This is a genomic window from Janthinobacterium sp. SUN128 (assembly GCF_030587275.1).
GTDB classification, from domain to species: domain Bacteria; phylum Pseudomonadota; class Gammaproteobacteria; order Burkholderiales; family Burkholderiaceae_D; genus Janthinobacterium; species Janthinobacterium lividum.
Window position 1 is genome coordinate 124,869 of sequence record NZ_JAPWHY010000002.1, and the last position, 23,677, is coordinate 148,545.

20 protein-coding genes are annotated in these 23,677 nt (G+C 64.1%); 8 read left to right on the top strand and 12 right to left on the bottom strand.

The window, feature by feature from the left end:
• Positions 1–88 precede the first annotated feature (88 nt).
• The 5 genes from kdsB to O3297_RS20535 form a co-directional block, all read right to left on the bottom strand.
• Positions 89–847, bottom strand: coding sequence for a 3-deoxy-manno-octulosonate cytidylyltransferase (gene kdsB, locus O3297_RS20515; RefSeq protein ID WP_305049843.1), 759 nt, complete (start codon positions 845–847; stop codon positions 89–91).
• Positions 848–849: 2 nt separating this feature from the next.
• The gene (locus O3297_RS20520) at positions 850–1,026 is read right to left on the bottom strand and encodes a Trm112 family protein (RefSeq protein ID WP_010395789.1); all 177 of its coding nucleotides are present in this window, start codon (positions 1,024–1,026) and stop codon (positions 850–852) included.
• Entirely contained in the window at positions 1,007–2,062 is a 1,056-nt protein-coding gene (gene lpxK / locus O3297_RS20525) for a tetraacyldisaccharide 4'-kinase (protein ID WP_305049848.1), read from the bottom strand. The genes O3297_RS20520 and lpxK overlap by 20 nt, the downstream gene beginning before the upstream one ends.
• A gap of 113 nt (positions 2,063–2,175) precedes the next feature.
• A complete protein-coding gene (locus O3297_RS20530) occupies positions 2,176–2,619 on the bottom strand; it encodes a biopolymer transporter ExbD (RefSeq protein WP_305049849.1) in 444 nt (147 codons plus the stop codon).
• The gene (locus tag O3297_RS20535; RefSeq protein ID WP_034782085.1) at positions 2,616–3,221 is read right to left on the bottom strand and encodes a MotA/TolQ/ExbB proton channel family protein; all 606 of its coding nucleotides are present in this window, start codon (positions 3,219–3,221) and stop codon (positions 2,616–2,618) included. The genes O3297_RS20530 and O3297_RS20535 overlap by 4 nt, the downstream gene beginning before the upstream one ends.
• A gap of 869 nt (positions 3,222–4,090) precedes the next feature.
• Here O3297_RS20535 and O3297_RS20540 point away from each other — a divergent pair.
• Both O3297_RS20540 and xseA read left to right on the top strand, forming a co-directional pair.
• Positions 4,091–4,234 carry a hypothetical protein gene (locus tag O3297_RS20540; protein WP_161789562.1) on the top strand — a complete coding sequence of 48 codons (144 nt, stop codon included), beginning with the start codon at positions 4,091–4,093 and terminating at the stop codon, positions 4,232–4,234.
• A gap of 315 nt (positions 4,235–4,549) precedes the next feature.
• Complete coding sequence (gene xseA / locus O3297_RS20545; RefSeq protein WP_305049851.1) at positions 4,550–5,911, top strand: exodeoxyribonuclease VII large subunit; 1,362 nt, start codon at positions 4,550–4,552, stop codon at positions 5,909–5,911.
• Positions 5,912–6,004: 93 nt separating this feature from the next.
• Here xseA and O3297_RS20550 read toward each other — a convergent pair whose 3' ends face one another.
• The 6 genes from O3297_RS20550 to O3297_RS20575 all read right to left on the bottom strand — a co-directional run bounded on the left by O3297_RS20550 (position 6,005) and on the right by O3297_RS20575 (position 14,124).
• On the bottom strand, positions 6,005–8,455 hold the full coding sequence (locus O3297_RS20550; RefSeq protein ID WP_176382281.1) for a TonB-dependent receptor: 2,451 nt from the start codon (positions 8,453–8,455) through the stop codon (positions 6,005–6,007).
• A 107-nt stretch (positions 8,456–8,562) separates the two neighbouring features.
• Entirely contained in the window at positions 8,563–9,615 is a 1,053-nt protein-coding gene (locus O3297_RS20555; RefSeq protein ID WP_305049853.1) for an ABC transporter ATP-binding protein, read from the bottom strand.
• Position 9,616: 1 nt separating this feature from the next.
• A complete protein-coding gene (locus O3297_RS20560; protein ID WP_305049855.1) occupies positions 9,617–10,981 on the bottom strand; it encodes a GH1 family beta-glucosidase in 1,365 nt (454 codons plus the stop codon).
• Positions 10,982–11,022: 41 nt separating this feature from the next.
• Complete coding sequence (locus O3297_RS20565) at positions 11,023–11,841, bottom strand: carbohydrate ABC transporter permease (RefSeq protein WP_070282696.1); 819 nt, start codon at positions 11,839–11,841, stop codon at positions 11,023–11,025.
• Positions 11,838–12,827, bottom strand: coding sequence for a carbohydrate ABC transporter permease (locus O3297_RS20570; RefSeq protein WP_225317211.1), 990 nt, complete (start codon positions 12,825–12,827; stop codon positions 11,838–11,840). Before O3297_RS20570 ends, O3297_RS20565 begins: the two co-directional genes overlap by 4 nt.
• A 7-nt stretch (positions 12,828–12,834) precedes the next feature.
• Complete coding sequence (locus tag O3297_RS20575; RefSeq protein WP_305049856.1) at positions 12,835–14,124, bottom strand: extracellular solute-binding protein; 1,290 nt, start codon at positions 14,122–14,124, stop codon at positions 12,835–12,837.
• A gap of 400 nt (positions 14,125–14,524) precedes the next feature.
• Between O3297_RS20575 and O3297_RS20580 the strand changes: the two genes are divergently transcribed.
• From O3297_RS20580 to O3297_RS20600, 5 genes are all read left to right on the top strand, one after another.
• Positions 14,525–15,544: a LacI family DNA-binding transcriptional regulator gene (locus O3297_RS20580; protein WP_034751748.1), complete on the top strand. Its 1,020-nt coding sequence runs from the start codon at positions 14,525–14,527 to the stop codon at positions 15,542–15,544.
• Between the two features lie 212 nt (positions 15,545–15,756).
• Positions 15,757–16,335, top strand: coding sequence for a superoxide dismutase (locus tag O3297_RS20585; protein WP_034751750.1), 579 nt, complete (start codon positions 15,757–15,759; stop codon positions 16,333–16,335).
• A gap of 118 nt (positions 16,336–16,453) precedes the next feature.
• Complete coding sequence (locus tag O3297_RS20590; RefSeq protein WP_305049859.1) at positions 16,454–19,426, top strand: sensor histidine kinase; 2,973 nt, start codon at positions 16,454–16,456, stop codon at positions 19,424–19,426.
• Positions 19,427–19,543: 117 nt separating this feature from the next.
• Positions 19,544–19,915: a lysozyme inhibitor LprI family protein gene (locus tag O3297_RS20595; RefSeq protein WP_034782071.1), complete on the top strand. Its 372-nt coding sequence runs from the start codon at positions 19,544–19,546 to the stop codon at positions 19,913–19,915.
• Between the two features lie 79 nt (positions 19,916–19,994).
• Entirely contained in the window at positions 19,995–20,870 is an 876-nt protein-coding gene (locus tag O3297_RS20600) for a Kdo hydroxylase family protein (RefSeq protein WP_305049860.1), read from the top strand.
• A gap of 54 nt (positions 20,871–20,924) precedes the next feature.
• On the opposite strand, the gene O3297_RS20605 is transcribed toward O3297_RS20600, so the two are convergent.
• A complete protein-coding gene (locus O3297_RS20605; protein WP_305049861.1) occupies positions 20,925–22,514 on the bottom strand; it encodes a CYTH and CHAD domain-containing protein in 1,590 nt (529 codons plus the stop codon).
• A 121-nt stretch (positions 22,515–22,635) separates the two neighbouring features.
• Between O3297_RS20605 and mgrA the strand changes: the two genes are divergently transcribed.
• Positions 22,636–23,676: an L-glyceraldehyde 3-phosphate reductase gene (mgrA, locus tag O3297_RS20610; protein ID WP_034782068.1), complete on the top strand. Its 1,041-nt coding sequence runs from the start codon at positions 22,636–22,638 to the stop codon at positions 23,674–23,676.
• Position 23,677 lies beyond the last annotated feature (1 nt).

The window sequence follows — 23,677 nt, forward strand, 5'->3', positions numbered from 1 at the left end:
GCGCCTGAAAAACGTTCAGGGCAAGGCGCCCCGCCGCAGACAGTACGCATGTACGGCAAGGCGGGGCAACGCAGCCATGGACGTTTTCTCAGGTGGCGTGACGGTAGTGCGCCTGGACCCTGGCAAGATCTTCCGGCGTGTCGACACCGGCGGCTGGCGCCAAGTCCGTGACATGCACGGCGATGGCCACACCGTGCCACAGCACGCGCAACTGCTCCAGCGCCTCGATGGCTTCCAGCGGCGAAGCGGACAATTGCGGATATTCTTGCAAGAACGCATTGCTGTACGCATACAGGCCGATATGGCGCAGCGGCACGTAGCCAGCCGGCAGGCTGTCTTTCGATTGCGCGAAACCGTCGCGGTGCCACGGGATGGTGGCGCGCGAGAAATACAAGGCGCGGCCATTCTTGTCCAGCACGACCTTCACCACGTTCGGGTTGAACGCATCCTGCACATCATGCAGCGGATGGGCGCAGGTGGCCATGGGGACGGCAGCGCTGATCTGCGCCGCGCAGGCGGCCAGCAAGCCAGGATCGATCAAGGGTTCGTCGCCCTGCAGGTTGACGACGACGGTGTCCAACGGCAAATCGAGCGTGCGCGCCACTTCGGCGATGCGGTCCGTGCCCGACGGATGATCGCTGCGCGTCATGCACACTTCCACGCCATGCGCGGCGCAGGCGGCGCGGATGCTGTCATGGTCGGTGGCGACGATGACGCGCGCGGCGCCCGACAAGGCGGCCTGCTCGGCCACGCGCACCACCATGGGCTTGCCGCCCAGGTCAGCCAGCGGCTTGCCCGGCAGGCGCGTCGAGGCCAGGCGGGCCGGGATGATGACGATGAACGCCATCGTTATTCCACTGCGTCTTGCAGGGTGCGCGCTTCGTCCGCCCACATGATGGGGATGCCATCGCGGATCGGATAGGCCAGGCGGTCGGCGCGGCAAATCAGTTCCTGCGCCTTCTTATCGTGTTCAAGCGGACCCTTGCAAACAGGGCAGACCAGGATATCAAGCAGTCGAGCGTCCACGACATTTCTCCACAATTTGTTGGGCCAGCGCGCTATCGATGCGCGCACTGACGGGGACGACCCACAGTCTCGGGTCATCTTTGAGATGTTCAATTTGCGCACATTTTACTGCATCCTTCTCGGTGATCAAGATCACATCCGTGTCGAGCGCCGCAAATGGCTGGTCGAGGAAGTCGTGATGGTCGGGCAGGGGCAATTCCATGAAGTCCAATCCGGCCCCGCGCAGCATGGCAAAGAAACGCTGGGGGTTGCCGATGCCGGCCGCCGCCACGATGCGCTGGCCGCCAGCCGCCAGGGTCGCCAAAGGCATGCGCTCGCCGCGGTCGAGCAGGCGCTCGGCCACGCCACCGGCCAGCAGCATCTGCACCACCAGCCCGCCCTGCGGCGCGACCCTGGCCACCAGTGCCGGCGCCAGCTCGGGCGCATTGATCACCGTCACATCGCGCCGGCGGCGCGGCGATTCGCGCAAAGGCCCCGCCGGCAGCAGCCAGCCATTGCCTGCGCCGCGGCCGTCGAACAGCACGATTTCCACGTCGCGCTGCAAGGCGTAATGCTGCAAGCCGTCATCCGTCACCAGCACGTCGACGTCCGGGTGCGCGGCCAGCAGCGCCCTGCCCGCTTGCGCGCGGTCGCGCCCCACCATCACGGGGCAGCCGCCGCGCTGGAAGATCAGCAGCGGCTCATCGCCCACCTGCTGCGGCGTGGAGGCGGCGCTGACGGCGCGCGGCAAGCGGTCGGCGCTGCCATGGCCGCGCGAAATGACGCCCGGGCGCATGCCCTCCTCGCGCAAGGCTTGCACCAGCCAGATCGTCAGCGGCGTCTTGCCCGTGCCGCCGATAAAAATATTGCCGACGACGACGACGGGCACGGGCAGGCGCGCGGATTTCAGGAGCTTGGCCCGATACAGGCCGCGCCGCACGGCGCTCAGGGCGCCGAACAGCAGGGATACGGGCCACAGCGCGCACGCCAGCGGACCGCGCGTCAGCCAGGCGCGGGTGAGTGTGGTTTCAAGCTTGGCAGGAGAGGATGTGGGCATGAAGGAAGACGTAAAAATAGTGTAGGTCGGATTAGCGGCGCCGTCAGGCGCAGCGTAATCCGACATGCTCGGCTGCGGCTTTTGTCGGCTTACGCCGTTCCGGCTAAGCCGACCTACTTGCTACCACCCGCCTGCGCCGCAAACGTCAGCTTTTCATAGCCGGCCAGGCGCGCCGCTTCCATCACGTGGATGACCATCTGGTGCATGGCGAACTGGTCGGCGTTGACCACCACCACGGGCGTCTGCGCGGGTGCCTTGCCGCCATTGGCCGCCTTGGCCGCGCTTTGCAGGGCGTCGGCCAGGCCGGCCACGTCGCGGAACGAGACGGGCTCGCGGTTGACCGTGTAATTACCCTTGGCATCGATGGTGACGTCGATCTGCTGCGGCTTTTCCTTGGCTTGCTCGGCGTCGGCCGTCGGCAAGGTGATCTGCAGCTCCGTGAACTTGCTGTAGGTGGTGCTGACCATGAGGAAGATCAGGATCACCAGCAGCACGTCGATGAACGGGATCAGGTTGATTTCGGGGTCTTCACGCCCCTTGCCTTTGCGGAAGTTCATTTGCGGCCACTGTGGACGATGTCGACGAACTTGACCGCTTGCTGCTCCATGTCAATGACGAAGCTGTCGACGAGGGCGCGGAAATGGCGGTAGAAGACCAGGGTCGGCATGGCGATGGCCAGGCCAAAGCCCGTGTTATACAGGGCCACCGAGATGCCGTGGGCCAACTGTGCGGGATTGGAGCCGCTGGCGTTTTGCGAGCCGAAGATTTCGATCATGCCCACCACCGTGCCAAACAGGCCCATCAGCGGAGCCAGGGTGGCGATGGTGCCCAGGGTCGTCAGGAAACGCTCCAGCGTGTGGGCCACGCCGCTGCCCGCCTCTTCGATCGATTCCTTCATCACCTCGCGTGGCGCGTCGACATTGCGCAGGGCGGCAGCCAGCACCACGCCCAGCGGCGAGTTGTCTTCCAGCTTGGCCACCGTGTCCGGCGTGATCTTGCCGCTACGATACACCTGCACCACTTCATCAAACAGCTTGCGGGGCAGGATCTTGACGCGGCGCAAATACAGCAGGCGCTCGATGATCAAGGCCAGGGCGACGATGGAAGCGATCAACAACAGCCAGATGGGCCAGCCAGCGGCTTGAAATATAGCGAGCAAAAGAAACTCCTGGAAAAGGGAAGGCGATGGACCGCCCGAACAGCCTGTATTGTACCGAGCGCCGAAGACCGATTGTACGTCCGCGCAGGAATGGCGCAATGTAGCGCGTTGCCGCGCCGGCGGCAAGTGGCGCCCGCATGGCAGTTGTCCACACGGCGCAGCGGACGCCCACCGCCGGCGCCCGGTTTTGCACATTTTATGTGGATAAGATTGTGAGCAAGCATGAAGTCCATCAGGCAAGTCATTGATTTATATGCAGATTATAGAACTGCGCAAAATACAGGCATAGCAGCTTAACGGCAGTAGTCAATATCAATAAATCAATACTTGAAGAGTTCTGCACATTTACTGTGGACAAGATTGTGCGCAAAGCCCGGGAATTCAATTAAGCCATTGATTTTAAAGGAAATTAAATCAATGAGTAAAAAAGTGGCAGCGGGCATGCGATACGCGGCATAGTGGCCGTAAAAGTTCTGCACACAATCTGTGGACAAGATTGTGCGCAAGCTCAAAGATAGGCGCCAAGTACATTGATTTATATCGTTTTTATTGCCATGCATAAAAATGTAGCACGGCCTGAAAAGCAGGGTTTTCGGCGTCCAATTTCACTTCAACACGGCAGTTTTTAAGCGTGAAGGCAGTTCCACACATAAAGTGTGGATAAGATTGTGAGCAAGCGGATTGACTCCATGTAAGAGCATTGATTTTAAAGGAGTTTTTTCCAATGCTGAAAAATGAGGCAGAGGAATGCTCTGGTCGTGCAGTGGAAAAGCAGGCGAAAAGGCGAAACGGTTTATGCAGTTTTGCACACATTCTGTGGATAAGATTGTGAGCAAGGCGTATGACGTGATGCTACACCCTTGATTTATATGGCTATTTTTATGCTGCGCAAAATTCAGGCAAGCCATGCCATGGGCGTTCCGGTGGATAAATCCGGCGCTGTGCCAGAGTTCTGCACATTTTTTGTGGATAAGATTGTGCGCAAGGCCATGCATGGCATACTAAGCGCTTGATTCCTATGCACTTTATTTCCGTGCGCAAAAATGTAGCACGGCACTTTTATCGCTCAATGCTGGCTTGTCAGGCTATGTTTGTCCAAGGCAAAAAGTTCCGCACACTTTCTGTGGATAACTTTGTGCGTAAGTGGCAGGGGCTTTACTGATGTGCTTGATATTAAAGGTTTTTTTCCCTGTGCACGCAAATCAGGCATACAGGAATTCATCATGAAATCAAATACTTAGAAATAGAACTTGTTGTTTTTCACGATATATGACATAAGCATGACCTCGCCGATAATATGTGGACAGTTCCCTCCCCCATAGCACCAGATGATGACCGATACTCCAACTGACAGCGGCTTTGCCGCCCCGCCCGTGCTGACCGTCAGCACCCTGAACCAGGCCGTCGCGCGTCTGCTCGAGCGCTCGTTTCCCCTGACATGGATCGCCGGCGAGATTTCCAACTTCACGCGCGCCGCGTCCGGCCACTGGTATTTCACATTAAAAGATGATGGCGCCCAGGTGCGCGCCGTGATGTTCCGCGGCCGCGCCCAGTTTGCCGGCTTCACGCCGCGCGAAGGCGACAAGGTGGAAGTGCGCGCCCTCGTCACCCTGTACGGCGCGCGCGGCGATTACCAGATCAACGTGGAAGCCATCCGCCGCGCCGGCGTGGGGGCTCTGTATGAAGCGTTCCAGCGCCTGAAGGAAAAGCTGGCCGCGCAGGGACTGTTCGACCAGGAACGCAAGCGCGCCATCCCCATGTTCGCGCGCAGCATCGGCATCGTCACCAGCCCGCAGGCGGCCGCCCTGCGCGACGTGCTGATCGCGCTCAAGCGCCGCGCGCCGCACGTCTCCATCATCCTCTACCCCACGCCCGTCCAGGGGCAGCAGGCGCCGGAAAAGATCGCGCACGCCATCCGCACGGCATCCACAAGGGCCGAGTGCGACGTGCTGCTGGTGTGCCGTGGCGGCGGCAGTATCGAAGATTTGTGGTCGTTCAACGATGAAGCCGTGGCCCACGCGATCGCCGATTGTTCCATGCCCGTGATCAGCGGCGTGGGACACGAAACGGATTTCACCATCGCCGACTTCGCGGCCGACCTGCGCGCTGCCACGCCGACGGCGGCGGCCGAACTGGCGGCCACGCCACGCGCCGACTGGATGGCTTCCCTGCGCGCCGATGCGGCCGACCTGCGCCGCGCCATGCGCCGCGGCCTCGACGATGCGGCGCAGACCCTGGACCGCCACAGCCGCCGCCTGCTCAACCCGAAGGCGCAGCTGCAGCAGCAGCGTTTGCAGCTGCTGGCCCTGTCGACGGCCATGACGCATGCGGCGCGCGCGCCCGTGAACCAGTCGCAGTACGCGCTCGAACGCCTGCGTGCGCGCTGGGCGGCCTTGCGGCCCGACGTCGCGGCGCCGCGCGCGCGCCTGGAAGAAATGCAGCGGCGCGGCGGCGCGGCCATGGCGCAGCAGCTGGGACAGCGGCGCCACCGCCTCCACGGCCTGGCGGCGCAGCTGGAGCTGTTGAATCCCCAGCGCACGCTGGAACGCGGCTACGCCATCCTGCGCGATGAGAAAGGGGCGATCGTCCGCTCGCCGGCGCAGCTGCAGGCGCGCCAGAACGTCAATGTGCGCCTGGCCGAAGGCAGCGCGCAGATCGGCATCGCCAGCGTGCAAGCGAGTTTGGAATAAACGCTGGAATAAAAAAGGCCGGGGAAACTCCCCGGCCCAACACCTACCCTACTGAGTGGACTGCTACTGCGACTGCTCTTTCACCCTACGCCATCAGAACTTCATCGACACGCGCGCGCCAAAGGTGCGCGGCGCGTTGTAGAAGGCGCCGTAGATCTGCTGCGTGGGCTGGCATGGCATGCCGACGTCCGTGCAGATTTCATTGACGTCAAGCTTGACCGCCTTGTCGGTGGCGTTCTGCACGAACGCTTCCACCGTATAGGCCTTGTTCGCCGGCTGGAAGCGCAGGCTCAGGTCCAGGGTCGTGTAGGCTTCCTGGCGCTTGACGCCGGCATGGCCCGGCACATCGCCATTGAACGCGCCCGCGCCCACATACGACATGGTTTCATAATGCACCGAGGCGCGCGGCGTGAGCTGGCCGCCGGCGACATTGAAATCATGCTCGTACTGGACGGTCGTGGAAAACTTCGGCGCATGCTTCATGGTGCTGCCGCCCACGTTCACCAATGGCGCCGTCGAACCGCAGGACTGGCCATTCGCGCGCGCCGCATCGACGTCGCACGACATGAAGTCGTCATACACGGCTTTCAACCAGGTGGCGTTGCCCGTCAGGCGATCGACCTTCGTTGGCCGCCACACCCATTCCGCTTCCAGGCCCTTGACGGTGGCGCCGGCCGCATTGAAGTTGGCCAGCACGCTGTTGACCACCTGCGACTCGAGCTTGTCCTTGTACTTCATCAGGAAAGCATCGAGGTTCAGCGTCAGTTCGCGGTTCAGCAGGTCGGACTTGAAGCCGATTTCATAGCTGGTCAGCTTTTCCGGCTTGGTGGTGGCGCCGCCATCGCCGATGGCAGGCGAATGGAAGCCCGTCGTCACGGAGCCGAACAGCAGGATGTCCGGGCGCAGCTTGTACTCGATGCGGCCCAGCCAGGTGGCCTGGCCGTATTTCAGGTCGGCCGTATTGTCGCCCGGCGTATTGCCGCAGGTGGCCGCCGTGATGGCGCCGCCAGGACCGATATTGTGCGTATTGGCCAGGCCCGTGCCCGGCGTGACCAGCTGCGCCAGTTGATCGGGCGTGAGCACGGTGGTGCCCAGCGGCGTGTTGGCAGGCCAGTTCGGGCAAGCCCAGTTCTTGCCACCGACGTCGAATTTATGGTCTTTCGTGTAGCGCGCGCCGGCCGTCAGCTTGATCTGATCCGTCAACTGCTGGCTGACCTGGCCGAATACGGCCTTTGATTTGAGCTGGCGGTCGCCCTGGATGAAGGACATGGCCGAGGCATACTGGCCCACGGTCGGCTGCACGAAGATCACGGCGCCGTTGGCGATATCCTGCTGCACGGCGGCCTGCGAAATCTGGCTGCGGTCGATATCGAAGCGCACCTTGTTCTTTTCATTGAACAGGAACAGGCCGGCCACCCACTGGAACGGCGCATCATCGTCCGAGCGCGCCTGCAGCTCGTGCGAATAGCTGTCGAACTGCGCCCAGTCGGTGCGGTTTTCCGACTTGAAGCCGGGGAACAGGCCCGCATCGGCATCGTTGCTGTTCTGGCGCTTGTAGCGGCTCCAGCTGCCCAGGTAGGTGAAGTCCAGCGCATCGGTCGGCTTGTAATTGAGCTTGCCCTTGTAGGTCAAAATCGACTGGTCGAGGGTGCCCGGCGTGTCGATCAGGGCCGAACGCAGCTTCTCGCCCCGTTTCGGTTCGGCCGCCAGGTAGACGTTGCCGGCGCCCTGGTCGAGGAAGTAGTCGGCGATGAACGTGCCGCGCAGTTGCGGCGTGAACTTCCACAGCAGCGAGGCGCGCACGCCCATCTGGTCGCCGGCGCCATACTTGGCCGTGCCCGGCATAACGTTCGAGCCGCGGCGGAAATCCACCGTGCCGTCGTGGCTATCCTTGATGGCGGCGATGCGCAGCGCCACGTCGTCGGAAAACGGGATATTGATCATGCCCTGCGTCTGCAAATGGCGCTTGTCGCCCACCGTGATGCCGGCCGAACCCATGAACTTGGCCGTGCTCGGCGCGGCCGACACGAGGTTGACGGCACCTGCCGTCGAATTGCGGCCGTTCAGGGTGCCCTGCGGTCCGCGCGCCACCTCGACGTGGGACAGGTCATACATCAGTGCCGTGGCGCCCTGCGGACGCGGCGAATACACGCCATCGACATAAAAGGCGACGGCCGGGTCGCCCAGCTCCGTGTGGTTGGCCGAGCCGACGCCGCGCATGTAGACGTGCACGCCGCCCGAGTCGCCATGCTGCTCGACGACGAGGCTGGGCACCATGGTGGCCAGCGACGCCAGATCCTTGACCTGGTTGTTTTGCAGGGTGTCCTGGTTGAAGGCGGTGACGGCCAGCGGCGTCTCCTGCACGAAGGTATTGCGGCGCGTGGCCGTGACGACGATGCGGTCCATCTGTTCTGAGGCCGGTTTTGCCGCGTCCGCGGCCGCAGTGTCCTGGGCCATGGCGGCGCCGCTGCCCAGCAAGATGAACTGGGCGAAGGTCGCATGCGCCAGGCTGAGGGCGATGGTATTGCGTTTGAGCTGTTGCATTGTTGTTGTCTCCTGTACCGCTGGTTGAATGATGATCACATAGCTCTTTGGCTACTGCTGCACATTTTTTGGGTGTCAATCTGAAGTCATGTCGCCTCCGTGCGGGGTCAATGGGTAGCCACGGCGCGCCCGGCCGTGTCGAATAGAAAGGCATGGCCTTCTTCCGGCGCAAAGCCGATGGCGCTGCCCTGCGCCAGCTCGTGGCGCGCCTCGCCGTGCAGCTTGATGGCCACCGCATGCGGACTGCCGTCAATGCCGCCATCGAGCGTCGCGTGGATGATTTGCGCATCGCCCAGCTGCTCGATCAGGGTGACGGTGGCGCCGTAGCCCTCCTCGCGCGGCACCAGGCGCAGGTGTTCCGGACGTATGCCGACCAGCATGCCCGCCTCGCCACCGAGCTGGCTGGCCAGCGCCGGGACGGCGGCGCACGGCAAAAAATTCATGCGCAGCGCACCGATGAAGCCGGCCACGAACTGGCTGGCCGGATGGCGGTACAGGTCCAGGGGCGCGCCCACCTGCTCCAGGTGACCGCCGTGGAAGACGGCGACCCTGTCGCCGAGGGTCATGGCCTCGACCTGGTCGTGCGTCACGTAGATCATCGTGGTGCCCAGTTCCTGGTGCAGCTTGGCCAGCTCGATGCGCGTCTGCACGCGCAGCGAGGCATCGAGGTTGGACAGCGGCTCGTCAAACAGGAATACCTTGGGCTGGCGCACGATGGAGCGGCCGATGGCCACGCGCTGGCGTTCGCCCCCGGACAATGCCTTGGGTTTGCGGTCGAGCAGGTGCGTGATCTGCAAAATCTCGGCCACCTTGCCGACGGCCACGCGCACCTCGGCCTCCCCCTTGCCCGCCAATTTGAGGGCAAAGCCCATGTTGTCGCGCGCCGTCATGTGCGGATACAGGGCGTAGCTCTGGAAGACCATGGCGATGCCCCGCTCTGCCGGCGCCACGTCGTTGGCCAGCAGGTCGCCGATGCGCAGCTGGCCCGCGCTGATGTCTTCCAGTCCCGCGATCATGCGCAGCAGGGTCGACTTGCCGCAGCCGGACGGCCCCACGAAGACCATGAATTCGCCGTCATGGATATCAAGGTCCAGGCCCTTGACGATTTCCGGGCCGTCGCCGTAGGTCTTGCGGATGCCGCGCAGGGAAATGGCGGCCATGTCAGTGCTCCCCGGCCAGGACGGCCGCATCGGCATGCGCGGCGCGCTGCGCGGCGATGAAGTCGCGGTACCACAGGGCGCTGTCCTTGAAACTGCGCTGCTGCGTGGCGTAATCGACGTACAGCATGCCGAAGCGCTTGGCGTAGCCCGAATTCCACTCGAAGTTGTCCATCAGGCTCCAGTAGAAATAACCGCGCACGTCGATGCCCTGCGCGATCACGGCGCGCAAGGCATCCAGGTGCAGCTGCACGTAGTCGATGCGCGGCGCGTCATGGATCTTGCCGTCGACGGGCTTGTCGGCAACGGCCATGCCGTTTTCCGTGATGTAGACGGGCGGCAGCCGGTATTCGCGGTGCAGGCCCACGAGCAGCTCCGTCAAGCCTTGCGGATAGGTTTCCCAGCCCATGTCGTTGACCCCAAGCTTGCATTCGGGCTTGCGCGGCGGCGTCTCGGCGCTCATGAAAGCGCGCGTGTAGTAGTTCACGCCAAGGAAATCGATAGGCTGTTTAATATCTATGAAATCGTTTTCAAATATGGATAAAGCAGAAGCGTCGGCATGTTTCAGGGCCAGGGCCGGGTAGCGGCCCTTGAAGATGGCATCCATATACCACTGCACCGAGCGTGCATATTCGAGTTCGGCCAGTTCGCGGTCCTGGGCACTGTCGGTGGCCGGCGTGGCCGTCCATTGATTGAGCACGATGCCCAGCTTCGCCGGCGCATTCACCGTGCGCATGGCTTGCATGGCCAGGCCGTGCGACAGCAGCAAGTGGTGCGACACTTGCACGGCGGCGGCCGGATCGGCCATGCCCGGGGCGAACTGGCCCGTGCCGTGGCCCAGCACGGCCGTGCACCACGGTTCGTTATGGGTGGCGATGCTGGCGACCTTGTGGCCGAAGCGGCGCGCCACCTCGGCCGCATAGGCGGCGAAGTGGTAGCAGGTGGCGCGATTGAGCCAGCCGCCCTCGTCCTGCAGCGCTTGCGGCAAGTCCCAGTGATACAGGGTCAAATGGGCGTCGAGTCCCTTGGCGGCCAGGGCGTCAAGCAGGCGCGCATAAAAGTCGAAGCCCGCTTCGTTCCAGGCGCCGGAACCGGCCGGCTGCACGCGCGACCAGGACATGGAAAAGCGGTAGGCGTTCACGCCCAGGCTGGCGATCAGCTCCACGTCCTCGGCATAGCGGTGATAGTGGTCGCAGGCCACGTCGCCATTGCTGCCGTCGATGATCTTGCCATCCGTATGGCTGAAGGTATCCCAGATGGATGGTCCGCGGCCGTCGATGGCGGCGGCGCCCTCGATCTGGTAGGCGCTGGTGGCCACGCCCCAGGTGAAGGTGGCGGGAAAGTTGCTGTCAATGTCGTCGTTATGCATGGTGGTGGTATCAGTGTGAGGGGTTGAAATAAGTGAGTGCATCAGCCTTTGACGGCGCCCTGGGTCAGCCCTTCGATCAGGCGCTTGGAGGCAACAAAAAACATCAGCAGCAGCGGCAGCACGGCAATCGCGGCGCCCGTCATCAGCGCGCCCCACTCCGTGTTGTTGGGCGCCTGCATGCTGCGCAGGGCCAGCGGGATCGTGTAGTTCTCGACCGAGCGCATGACGACCAGCGGCGTGATGAAATTGTTCCACGAGTTGATGAAGGTGATCAGGCCCAGGGTGCCCATGGCGGGGCCGATCAGCGGCAGCACGACCCGCCAGTAGATGGCGAATTCGCCGCAGCCGTCGATGCGCGCCGCCTCGATCAGGTCCTTCGGTATCGCCGTGCCGATGTACTGGCGCATGAGGAAAATCCCCAGTGCGCCGGCCGCTCCCGGCACGTACAGGGCGCGCGGCTGGTCCAGCCAGCCGAGGAAATCCATCAGCATGAAGGTGGGGATCATGTTCATGAACGACGGGATGATCATCGACGCCATCACCAGGGTAAACAAGGGCCGCTTGAAGCGGAACTCGTACATGGCGAACGCATAGCCGCCCAGCGAGCAAAAGAACAGGGTCAGCGCCGTCGTCATCAGGGCCACATACAGGCTGATGCCGATATTGCGCCAGAATGGCAGGCGCTCCTGCAGCAGCTCGATGTTGTTCAGCAGGGCCGTGCCGAACCAGCGCGGCGGCGGCAGGCTGTAGATCTCGGCGCTCGTGTGCGTGGCGAAGACGAACATGAAGTAGAACGGCGCGACCATGATCAGGGCGCCGATGGCCACCATGGCGTAGGCCGTCCAGCGGGTGGTTTTCATCGGACCTCCTTGCGTTCATTGCGGCTGAAGATGCGGTTGTTGACCCAGGTGGTGCTGGCGATGATGAGGAACAGCAGCCAGGAAATGGCCGACGCCGTGCCGAAGTCGCCCGAGGAAAACGCCGTCTTGTAGACGAAGATGGCCGTCGTCATCACGGACTGGCTCACGCCGCTCGATTCGGCCACCAGCACGAACGGCTCCTCGAACAGCTGCAGATTGCCCATGATGGTGAGGGTCACGGCCAGGTAGATCATGGGGCGCAGCTGCGGCAGGGTGATGTACCAGAACTGCTGGCGTTTCGAGGCGCCATCGATGGTGGCTGCTTCGTACAGGTCCTTCGGGATCACCTGCAGCGCGGACAGGTACAGCACCAGATTCCAGCCTAGGTAGCGCCAGAAAATCACGAAGGCGACGGCCGGCTTGATGAACAGCGAGCTGCCCAGCCAGTCGATCGATTCTGCCGGAAACAGGCCGCCCACCAGCGGCAGGCTGGCGCACCATTGGATCAGTACATTGATCTGCCCATAGTCGCGCGAGAACAGGGTATTGAAGACCATGGCGATGGCCACGCTGGAGGTGATGAACGGTAAAAAATAGATGCCGATCACCAGGTTGCGCGAGCGCTTGAAGCTGTTGTGGATGAAGGCCGCCAGCGGAATGGCCACCAGGTGCTGCGGCACGCCCGAGGCCAGCGCCAGCCACACGGTATTGCCCAGCGAGCGCAGGAACCACGGGTCGCTCAAGGCATACTTGTAGTTGTCCAGGCCCACCCACTGCATGGCTTCCACGCCGCTGGCCGCTTCCCACTGGTTGAATGACAAATAGATGGAAAACAGCAGCGGGAACAGACTGAAGACGGCGAACAGGATGAAGAAGGGGCTGATGAAGATGTACGGCGCCCACTGCTTCATGTTGAAGCGTTTTTTTGCGGGCCGCGCAGCGGCAGCAGCGGGCGCGCCCTCGGTACAAGGCATGGAGGTAGTCATGCTGCTCCTAGCGCCGCGCGCGGTGGGTGATCAGGGCCTTGGCGTCGGCCAGGGCCGTCTTGATATCCTTGTTTTGCGCCAGCACGCTTTCCAGTTCCATGTTGACGATGTCGCGCGCCACGGCGTCGAACTTGTCGACGCGGATGACGGGGATCTTCGCCGCCGTGTCGCGCGCCAGCAGGCGCGTCTTCTGGCCGCCGAAATACGCCTGCGGCTCGTCCATCATCGGGTCCGCATAGGCTGCCTTCAGGGCCGGGAAGGCGCCGATCTCTTTCAGGGAATGCAGCTGGATATCCTTGTTGACGGTCATGAACTTGATGAATTCCCAGGCCTGGGCTTTGTTCGCCGCCTTTTTCGGAATGCCGTAGAAGGAGCCGCCGTACGACGCCAGCGCGCCGGCCGGCAAGTTCGCCGCGCGCCACTGGCCGGACGAAGCCGGCGCCAGCCACTTGGCCAGGTGGCCGCTGAGCCACGATCCCATCATCTGGCTGGCCACCTTGTCGCGTTTGAAGCCTTCGGCCCACTCGCCCGTCCAGGCCACGGTGCGCGCATCGATGCCGGCCACCCGCGCCGCCTTGGCCAGCTCGAAGGCCTTCACGAAGCGGGGCGAGTCGACCAGCACCTGGCCCTTGTCGCCAAAGTAAATGCCTTCGCCATCTTTCAAATTGGCGCGTATATAGATGTCGGCCAGGTCGCTGGCGCCGGCCAGCAGATAGGTGCCGGTGGCGGCCTTGAGTTTCTTGCCGGCGGCGATATACGACTCCCACGATTGCGTCAGGTCGGTTTCCTTGATGCCCGCCTTGTCCATCAGATCCTTGCGGTAGAACAGGGTGCCCGGTCCCAGGTCGGCCGGCATGGCGCCCAGGGTGCCGCGCGAACTGGTCGCCTGCACGAAGGTGAACGGCACGAACTGGGCGCGGTACTGCCCTGCCCCGTATGGCGCTTGCAGCAAATCTTCCATGCCCTTCGATTCGGCGAAGCTGCCGACATAGCGGAAGTCGATGGCCATCACGTCGGGCAGGCGCGCGCCGGCCGCCAGCGCCGTCGTCATCGAGTTGTGATGATCGTCGATCTGCAGGCTGACCAGCTTGACCTTCACTTGCGGATACAGTTTTTCCCACAGGGGCAAGGCCGTCTTGACGGCGCGGTCCAGGTCGGGGAACGAGGCGACGGTAATCGTGGCCGGGGCCAGCGTCGGCAGGGCTGCAGCCGGCGGAACGGCTGCGGGCGCGGCGGCCACACTGGCGGCCAGGGTCAGCGCTGCCAGCGGGGCGGCGCCAAGGATGCTTGACTTCATTATTTCATCTCCGTTTATTGAGCGTCTTCTATCTTGAAAACGTTTTCACAACATGTATCCATTTAACACTGCAAAGAAAATCAAGTCAACTGAAAAAGTTGTCATTTTTATTGAAGGCAGCGTGGCAAGCGGCATGCCGTGGCGCGTTTTCTCCTATGAAAAAGCGTAAAAATTCGTCATTTGCGCTGCCGTTGTTTTTTGTGAAAACGTTTTCAATCGTAGGTCGGGTTAGCGCGCAAGCGCGTAACCCGACGTGCACGGCCAACAATATGTCGGCTTACGCCCTGCGGGCTAACCCGACCTACGCCGATCCACGGCCCTGCGGGCATTTATGGTAATCTTCCGATGAAAAGGTTTTCAGAGCACTGAGAACCAGCCATCTTGATACCCAGGAATCACCTTGAACGATAGCGCCCACGCTGCTCCCCCTTCCACCCTGCTCGACGTGGCACGCCAGGCCGGCGTGTCGCCCAGCACCGTCTCGCGCATCCTGAATGGCACGGCCAGGGTCTCCGACGACAAGCGCGACGCCGTGCTGGCGGCGATCGCCCACATGAAATTCGCACCGAACCAGATGGCGCAGGGGCTGAAAAAAGGCCGCTCGATGACCATCGGCATCGTGGTGCAGGACATTTCCAGCCCCTTCTTCGACGAAAGCCTGCGCGGCGTGGACGATGGCTTGAAGGACACGGGCTATGCGTCCGTCATCGTCAGCGGGCACTGGAATGCGCAGGAAGAGGCGGACCGCATCCGCCTGCTGCTGGCAAGAAAGGTGGACGGCATCATTTTGCTGTCGGGGCGCATCTCGGACGAGAGCGTGCTCGATTTCTCGCAGCAGCGGCCCATCGTCTCGACGGGCCGCCTGCTGGCCACGAAAAGCGCCATCGGCTTCAAGCTCGACAACGAATACGGCGCCTACCTGGCCGTGCGCCACCTGGTGGAACTGGGCCACCGGCGCATCGCCTTCGTGGCCGGCCCCGCCAACAACACGGATGCGGCCGAGCGCCTGACGGGCTACCAGCGCGCACTGCGCGAAGCGGACATCGCCATCGACCCGAAGCTGATGGTGGAAGGCGATTTCCACGAAGCAAGCGGAATGCTGGCCATGAACCATTTGTTCGATACGCAGCAGCAGTTCAGCGCCGTCTTCGCCGCCAACGACCTGTCCGCCTACGGCGTGCGCCTGTGCCTGTACCGCAAGGGCATCCGCGTGCCCGACGATATCTCGCTCGTCGGCTTCGATGACTTGCCCGGCTCGTCCTACACGACGCCGCCGCTCACCACCATCCATCAGCCCCTGTACGACATCGGCCGCATCGCCACCGAAGCGCTGCTGGGCCTGATCAATGGCGAAGCCGTGCAGGCAGCCATTCCGCCGCTGGAACTCATCGTGCGGGAAACCACTCGCCGCATCCGCTGAGGCTTGCGGCTGGGAACTTTTCCGCCCGATTCAGGCTGAACGAGAATCAGTACGCGAACGGCATCCGCAACGCATGCGGGAATCTGCAGCAATGGCGCATCCGCTTTACAATAGTGGCTCGTTCAGCAAGAATGCCTGCTTCAAGCAAGCTTGGCTCAACCCTCCGGCCACAGGCTGGAAGACTCCGAACATTCACCACAAAGGGACATCACATGGAACATACTCTGCCACCACTGCCGTATGAAATGGACGCTCTGGCGCCGCATATTTCGAAAGAAACCCTGGAATACCACTATGCCAAGCATCACCAGGCGTATGTCACCAACTTGAACAACCTGATCAAGGGTACCGAGTTCGAGAACCTGTCGCTGGAAGAGATCATCAAGAAATCGTCGGGCGGCATCTTCAACAATGCAGCGCAAGTATGGAACCACACCTTCTACTGGAACGGCATGAAGCCGGCCGGCGGCGGCGCGCCTGCGGGTGCCGTGGCTGACGCGATCAACGCCAAATGGTCGTCGTTCGACAAGTTCAAGGAAGAATTCACCAAGTCGTGCGTGGGCAACTTCGGTTCGGGCTGGACCTGGCTGGTGCAAAAAGCCGACGGCTCCGTCGACATCGTCAACACCTCGAACGCCGGCTGCCCGCTGACCACCGGCGACAAGCCACTGCTGACCTGCGACGTGTGGGAACACGCCTACTACATCGACTACCGCAACCTGCGCGCCAAGTACGTGGAAACGTTCTGGGGCCTGGTCAACTGGGACTTCGTTGCCAAGAACTTCGCGTAAGCAGTTCCTTTCAACGTAAGGAGAAAAAGCCTGCGCCGCCCCGCGCGGGCTTTTTTTTGCCTGCTGAAAGGCGAGGCGCTGCGCTACAATCAGCATCTTCCCACCCCGCCCTGCCCCGATGTCCGCTCGCCTGCTGCGCCGCCTGTTGATTTTGCTCCTGCTGGCGTGCCACCTGCACGCGTGCGCGGCCGCCCCCTCGCCCCTGTTGTCCGACTACACCCACAACGCCTGGGGCGCCCTGCAAGGCGCGCCCGTCGACGTACTGAAATTCGCCCAGGGCAAGGATGGCTGGCTGTGGATCGCCACGGCCACCGGTTTGTACCGCTACGATGGCGTGCGCTTCGACCGCGTCGACAGCGTGTACGGCCACCGCCTGCCGTCGAGCAATGTGCTGGGCCTGGCCACGCCACCGGACGGCGCCGTCTGGGTCGGCTACCGCCTCGGCGGCGTCAGCGTCTTTCGCCAGGGTGGCGCGCGCACGTACGGGGAAGCGGACGGCTTGCCGCCGGGCGCCGTATTCCATGTCGAGGCAGCGCCCGACGGCGCCATCTGGGTCGGCACGCGCGATGGCGCGGCGCGCCTGGCGCCGGGCGCCGACCGTTTCGTCGCGCAGGCCGCCAACGTGGGCCTGCCCGACAAGCGCGTGTACCAGATCCTGTTCGGGCGCGATGGCACGCAGTGGATGGGCACCATGCACGGCGTCTTTTTCCGCAGGCCGGGCGAGACGCGCTTTTCCCATGCCTGGCCGCGCACCATGCTCACCAGCATGGATGAAGCGCCCGATGGCGCCATCTGGGCTGTGGACGCGCAAAGCAATTACTATCGCGTGCGCACCAGCGCGCCGCGCGGCGATGCGCCCATCCGGCCCGACGCCACGGGCAACGGCATCCGCTTCGACCGCGCCGGCACCATGTGGCTGATGCAGCCCGATGGCATTGAACGCAAGTTCGATCCTTCCGGCCCCAGCCTGCCGGCCCAGCGCCTGACGCGCCAGAACGGCATCAGCGGCCCGCTGCCGCAAACGTCGTTCCAGGACCGCGAAGGCAATCTGTGGTTCGGTACCTCGACGGGCCTGGACCGGCTGCGGCCGAACCGCCTGAAGACCCTGGCCGTCGCCGTGCCCTTCGACCATCCCGGCATGCTGCCGGGGCCCGATGGCGACGTGTGGATCGGCGACTACGTCAGCGACGTGCGCAGCTTTACCGCCGACGGGGTGAAGAAAGTGATACTGAAAGGGGCGCTGGCGGCCAGCCACTGGGCGCCCGACGGCACGCTGTGGCTGGGCAACGAGCAGGAGCTGCACCATCGCGCGCGCAACGGCGCCATGACGCGCGTGGTGCCGCCCGTGCTGGGACTCGATCCGCAGGCGCTGCAGCAGGATCGCTCAGGCGCCCTGTGGGCCTCGTTTTCCGGCGGCGGCCTGTTTCGCCTAAGCGAAGGAAAATGGATCGCCGACGGCGGCCTGTCCGGCCTGCCGGCGGTGCTGACCACGGCCATGGCGATCGATGGCGCCGGCACCGTCTGGCTGGGCCATGCCGACAATACGCTCAGCCTGGTGGCCGATGGCCAGCGCGCAGGCGCCGTCAAGCGGCTCGGCGCGCCCGAGGGCCTGCAGGTGGGCACCGTGCTGCAGCTGTACCGCGATGGCGAGGCGATGTGGGCCGGCGGCGAAAACGGCGTGGCCCTGTACCGCGCCGGCCGCTTCCACATGTTGCGCGGCGCGCACGGCGCGGCGTTTCGCGGCGTATCGGGCATCGTGCGCCTGCCGGACGGCGACCTGTGGCTGCATGGCGCGGACGGCATCGACCATATCGCTGCCGCCAGCCTGGCCGCGTGGATGCGGGACGGCAGCGCTGTTACCTCGGAGCGCTTCGACGCGCTTGACGGCTTGCAGGGCCATGCCTCGCAACTGCGCCCCGTGCCGTCGCTGATCCATGCGCCCGATGGCAAGCTGTGGTTCTCCACCTCGGCCACCATCGCCATGCTCGACCCGCTGCACATCCGCCGCAACGCCCTGGCGCCGCCCGTGCAGATCCACAGCTTGCTGGCCGATGGCGTGCGTTACGCCCTGGACGATGGCAAGCCGCAGCACCTGCCGCAAGGCAGCAAGACCCTGCAGATCGGCTTCACGGCCCTGAGCCTGTCGATGCCGGAACGCGTGCGCCTGCGCTACCGGCTGGCAGGCGTGGACACGGGCTGGCAGGAGGCGGTGGGACGCCGCGAAGCGTACTACACCAACCTTGCCCCCGGCAGCTACCGCTTCGACGTCACGGCCGCCAACGAAGACGGCGTGTGGAACACGCAGGGGACAGGGCTCGACATCGTCATCGCTCCCACCTTCGTGCAAACGCCGTGGTTCGTCGTGCTGCTGGCGCTGGGCGCCGCGCTGCTGCTGTATGGCGGCTACGTGCTGCGCATCCGCCACCTGACGCGCAATATGCAGGAACGGTTGCAGGAACGCTTGCAGGAGCGCCTGGCCGAACGCTCGCGCATCGCCCGTTCGCTGCACGACACGCTGCTGCAAAGCGTGCAAGGCCTGATCCTGTCGTTCCATGCGCATGCGGACATGCTGCCCAAGGGCACGCGCGAACGGGCGCGCCTCGATGGCACCCTCAACCTGGCGGACCAGCTGCTGATCGAAGGCCGCGACCAGATCATGGACTTGCGCGCCTCGGCCGAACCCGACGAACTGCGGCTGGCGCTGCAGCAATTCGGCAAGGGCCTGGCCGAGCACCGCGCGCACGCCTTCACGGTGCATGTCAGCGGCATCTGCCGGCGCCTGCAGCCGCGCGTGCACGACGAAATCTATGCCATCGCGCGCGAAGCGCTGTTCAACGCCTCGCGCTACGCCGAGGCGGCAAACATCGTACTGGAACTCGACTATGCGGAGCGGGCATTCACCCTGCGCGTGCGCGACGACGGCTGCGGCCTCGATGACGCCGTGGCGCAGGCGGGCCAGCGGCCCGGCCACTGGGGCCTGGTCAGCATGCGCGAGCGCGCCGCCGCCATCGGGGCCAGCCTGCGCATCGACAGCCGGCCCGGCGCCGGCACGCAGATCGAAGTGAGCGTGCCGGGCCGCCTGGCCTATTGACGGCACGCTTGCGGGCGCGCCCGCAAGTGTCTGCGGCCCGGATGGAAAATGTTATACGATGCGCAAGAGCGCTGCCTTGCTCGCCTATCCTGCCACACCACTTTCTGAAAGCACTCCATGAAAAAATGCCTGCTCGCCCTATTGCTCTGCGCCTCCGGCTCCGCCTTCGCCAACTCGGCCTGCGACACGCCGCGCAACGACTTCGATGGCCTGTATTGCCTCAACAAGGTGTACCAGGAAGCGGACAAGGAACTCAACGCCAACTACAAGAAACTTAGCTCCCAGCTCGATGCCGGCGGCAAGCAAAAGCTGAAATCGGGCCAGCTTTCCTGGATCAGCGAGCGCAACGAGCGATGCTCGAAAAAGGATGGCTCGGGCTTCTATGTGAACCTCGATTGCGCCACGCGCACCACCATCGAACGCGCGCAATTCCTGCAAGACCGCGTGCGCGAATGCGTGAGCGCCGGCTGCCAGAACAGCAAACTGTGAGCTGAACCTGCGCTAGCGCAAACGGGAGCGGGCGGCAGGCGCCCATACTGGCCGCTCCGATGTCTTCCCCGTTTGTGCCATGAGCAAACTCATCGACATTTCCCTGAACAAGTGGGACGCCAGCGGCAGCGCCGTGCAGCAGGCGGCGGCGCTGCAGGCACTCGAAGATGGGCAAGTGCTGCTGTTGCCCCGCCTGGGTTTCTCCCTGCGACAGGAAGAGCATGCGCTGCTGAACGGCGCGGTGGGTAACGCCAGCAGCGCCAAGAATATCAGCTGGGAACCGGCGCGCGGCGTGCGCGGCCACGGCGATGCCTGCGATGCGGCCATGCTGGCCGCGCTGATGCAGCGCTACGCGCGGCACACGCAGCGCTTGCTGGGCGGCTTGCTGCCTGGCTATTCCTCCCATCTGCAGCAAGGCAAGGGCAGCTTTCGCCCCGTGGAAATCGCCGGCCGGGCGAGTTCCTGGCGCAAGGACGATACGCGCCTGCATGTCGACAGCTTTCCCTCCTCGCCCACGCAGGGCCGGCGCATCCTGCGCGTCTTCACCAACATCCATCCGCGCGACGCACCCCGCGTGTGGAAACTGGGCGCGCCATTCGAGCAGGTGGCGCAGCATTTTTTACCCGTCGCGAAGCGTCCGCAACCCGTGCTGGCGGCCCTGCTGCAATGGCTGGGCATCACCAAGTCGCGGCGCACGCCCTACGACCACTACATGCTGCAACTGCACGACGCCATGAAGGCTGACCTGGGCTACCAGGCGCAGGTGGAACAACACACCCATGCGTTCGCGCCGGGCCAGACGTGGATCGTCTTCAGTGACGCCGTATCGCACGCGGCCCTGCGGGGACAGCATGCGCTGGAGCAAACCTGGCTGCTGCCGGTGCACGCCATGGCGGCCCCGCACAAATCGCCGCTGGCCATCCTCGAACGCCGGTTGCAGCGCCCGCTGGCCTAGCCGCGCCTGGTCTGGCCTGGCCTGGCCTGGCCTGATACTGCGGCAAGAGCGGGCTCAGGCCGGCAAGCGGGCCGCCTTGAAGCGCCGCCAGGCCTTGTGCATGCGGCCATCGCTGCCCTGCGCCTGCGCGCGCGCCGCCAGATAGCCGCGCACGAAGGCCGCGTGCAGCCGCAAGCCGTCCCGGGCGGACTGGGCGGACTGGTCAGCCTGGCCAGTCTGAACCTCGGGCAGTTGCTGCAGCAGCCGGTCCGCCACCTGCACATCGTTGAGCCAACCCAGTTCATCCTGCAGCAGCGACAGCCGCCCCACATACGGCTGCACGGTGCGCGCGGCAAACAGCGAGGCAAAGAATTCCGTCGCATACCGCGTCTTCTTGGCCGCGATGCGCACCCGATGGCGCTGCTGCGGCGTGGCATGCAGCAGGCTCTTGCCGCGCTTCATCAGGCGGCGCTGGTCCTTGCGCAGGGTCGCACGGGCAAACGGCAAGACGTGCGCGTCCAGGCGCCGCAATTGGCGCGCGGAGCAATTGTCGCGCCAGACGCACGCTTGCAGCCAGCGCTGCAAGCCCAGCATGCAGGCCGTGTAGCGCGCCGAGGTGACGGCCTGGGCCGCTTGCACGTGCTTGAACCGCGCCTGCGCATGCGCCGCCTCGGCCAGCGCCGCCGCATCCGCGGCCGCCTCGCCATCGAGCTGCGCCAGGGTATTGCCAGCCAACACATCCCAATCGCGCGCCTCGCCCAGCGCGCCGCCCAGCCAACCGAGTTCGCCCTTCAAGGCGTCCGGCAGCGCCAGCAGGGACTTGAACATGCCCAGCGCCGAGCGCAAGCGGCGCAGGCCCACGCGCATCTGGTGCACGCTTTCCACGTCCTCGCCCGCCGCCACGCCATCCTGGTTGCCGCTGACTTGCTCCAGGCAATTGCCGGCGATGGCCAGGAATACCTGCTCCACGGACATGGCCGCGTCCAGCGCCAGGGGCTGCGCCTTGACGGCTTGCAAGGGATAGGATGCCGCCAGCCGGTAACCGCGTTCCGCCTTGCTCATGTGGCCCAGCTGCAGCGGCACGTCCTGCAGCAGAGCCAGCGCCACGTCGAACAGGCTGGCCGCCTGCCCCTGCTTCAACTCCAGTTCGATCTCGCTGACGGGCACGCTGCGGACGGCGCCATCCGCCCCATCCGCACCGCTTTCAATGACACCCTGGTCCAGCACGCATTCGATCTGGTCGCCCTGCGGCGTGCTCAGCTGCCATACGGTGCGCTCGATACGCGTGGTAAACACGGGCTGCAAGGCGTCGCGGATGGCGTCCTGGCGCAGCAGCGCGCGGATCGGCTGCTTGCGGCCGATGGCCGCATCGAGCGCGGCAAGGTCCGGTTGCGGCCCGGGAACTTCGCCCTCCCACTCGTGGCGGCTGTGCAAGCCGCCGCTGACGCTGCCGCCCGCCTTCAGGGTTTGCACCCAGCGCCCGTCCACGTGCCGCACGCGCAAGCCCGCCTGCTGGCGGCACAGCTGCAAATCGGGCGTATCGACATAGATATCGTGCATCTGCAGCAGCTGCGGCTCGCCTTGCGCCGACTGCGCCAGCAGCGGGTGCGCGCGCAAACGCAATACATCTTCCTGCACCAGCAACAATTTCAATTCGATTTCCATGACCGCTCCTTGCGAGACTTCTCAACGCTTATTGTAAGGCGCGTCCCTTCGCGCGCAAGGCGCACGCACGCAGACCTTGATTTTGCGCGAAAATAAGCACTTCATTCAACCAGGAGATGCCATGACCTACCACGCCGCCGAGAACCGCTACGACAGCATGCAATACCGCACCTGCGGGCGCAGCGGGCTGAAACTGCCGCTGCTGTCGCTGGGACTGTGGCACAACTTTGGCGACAGCAACAGCCTCGCTTCCCAGCGCGACATGCTGCGCACGGCGTTTGACTTGGGCATCACGCATTTCGACCTGGCGAATAACTATGGCCCACCGTATGGCAGCGCGGAAAGCAATTTCGGCAAGCTGCTGCGCGACGATTTTTTACCATACCGCGATGAACTGATCATTTCCACCAAGGCAGGCTGGGACATGTGGCCGGGCCCGTACGGCCAGGGCGGCGGTTCGCGCAAATATGTGCTGGCCAGCCTGGACCAGAGCTTGCAGCGCCTGGGCCTCGACTACGTCGACATCTTTTACTCGCACCGCTACGACGCCGACACGCCGCTGGAAGAAACCATGGGCGCGCTGGCCACTGCCGTGCAGCAGGGCAAGGCGCTGTACGTGGGCCTGTCATCGTATTCTCCGCAAAAGACGGCCGAGGCGGCCGCCCTGCTGAAAGAGTGGAAAGTGCCGTGTCTGATCCACCAGCCGGCCTACAATATGCTCAACCGCTGGATCGAGGAAGACGGCTTGCTCGACACCCTGCAAGAGCAAGGCATGGGTTGCATCACGTTCACGGCGCTGGCGCAGGGGCTGCTCAGCGACAAATACCTCGATGGCGTGCCGCAGGATGCGCGCGTCAACCGCCCCGGCGGCGGTTCGCTGCTGCAAAAGCACCTGAGCGCGGAAAACCTTGCCCGCGTGCGCGCGCTGAACCAGATCGCCGCGCAGCGGGGGCAAACCCTGGCGCAGATGGCGCTGGCCTGGGTATTGCGCGATCCCCGCGTCACCTCGACCCTGATCGGCGCCAGCAGCAGCGCGCAAATTCGCGAAAACGTGGCCGCGCTGCAGCAATTGTCGTTCACGGCCGACGAGCTGGCCGCCATCGACGTGCAGGCGCGCGAAGGGCATATCAATCTGTGGGAAGGCCCGTCGCGGGCCGTGTAAG

Excerpts from the sequence above, each read along its gene's own strand:
- O3297_RS20600 (WP_305049860.1), top strand. The coding sequence starts at position 19,995 with ATGAGCAAACTCATCGACATTTCCCTGAACAAGTGGGACGCCAGCGGC.
- O3297_RS20595 (WP_034782071.1), top strand. The coding sequence starts at position 19,544 with ATGAAAAAATGCCTGCTCGCCCTATTGCTCTGCGCCTCCGGCTCCGCC.
- O3297_RS20530 (WP_305049849.1), bottom strand. The coding sequence starts at position 2,619 with ATGAACTTCCGCAAAGGCAAGGGGCGTGAAGACCCCGAAATCAACCTG.
- O3297_RS20555 (WP_305049853.1), bottom strand. The coding sequence starts at position 9,615 with ATGGCCGCCATTTCCCTGCGCGGCATCCGCAAGACCTACGGCGACGGC.
- O3297_RS20575 (WP_305049856.1), bottom strand. The coding sequence starts at position 14,124 with ATGAAGTCAAGCATCCTTGGCGCCGCCCCGCTGGCAGCGCTGACCCTG.
- O3297_RS20605 (WP_305049861.1), bottom strand. The coding sequence starts at position 22,514 with ATGGAAATCGAATTGAAATTGTTGCTGGTGCAGGAAGATGTATTGCGT.
- mgrA (WP_034782068.1), top strand. The coding sequence starts at position 22,636 with ATGACCTACCACGCCGCCGAGAACCGCTACGACAGCATGCAATACCGC.
- O3297_RS20550 (WP_176382281.1), bottom strand. The coding sequence starts at position 8,455 with ATGCAACAGCTCAAACGCAATACCATCGCCCTCAGCCTGGCGCATGCG.
- O3297_RS20570 (WP_225317211.1), bottom strand. The coding sequence starts at position 12,827 with ATGACTACCTCCATGCCTTGTACCGAGGGCGCGCCCGCTGCTGCCGCT.
- O3297_RS20540 (WP_161789562.1), top strand. The coding sequence starts at position 4,091 with ATGGCTATTTTTATGCTGCGCAAAATTCAGGCAAGCCATGCCATGGGC.
- O3297_RS20560 (WP_305049855.1), bottom strand. The coding sequence starts at position 10,981 with ATGCATAACGACGACATTGACAGCAACTTTCCCGCCACCTTCACCTGG.
- O3297_RS20590 (WP_305049859.1), top strand. The coding sequence starts at position 16,454 with ATGTCCGCTCGCCTGCTGCGCCGCCTGTTGATTTTGCTCCTGCTGGCG.
- lpxK (WP_305049848.1), bottom strand. The coding sequence starts at position 2,062 with ATGCCCACATCCTCTCCTGCCAAGCTTGAAACCACACTCACCCGCGCC.
- xseA (WP_305049851.1), top strand. The coding sequence starts at position 4,550 with ATGATGACCGATACTCCAACTGACAGCGGCTTTGCCGCCCCGCCCGTG.
- O3297_RS20585 (WP_034751750.1), top strand. The coding sequence starts at position 15,757 with ATGGAACATACTCTGCCACCACTGCCGTATGAAATGGACGCTCTGGCG.
- O3297_RS20565 (WP_070282696.1), bottom strand. The coding sequence starts at position 11,841 with ATGAAAACCACCCGCTGGACGGCCTACGCCATGGTGGCCATCGGCGCC.
- kdsB (WP_305049843.1), bottom strand. The coding sequence starts at position 847 with ATGGCGTTCATCGTCATCATCCCGGCCCGCCTGGCCTCGACGCGCCTG.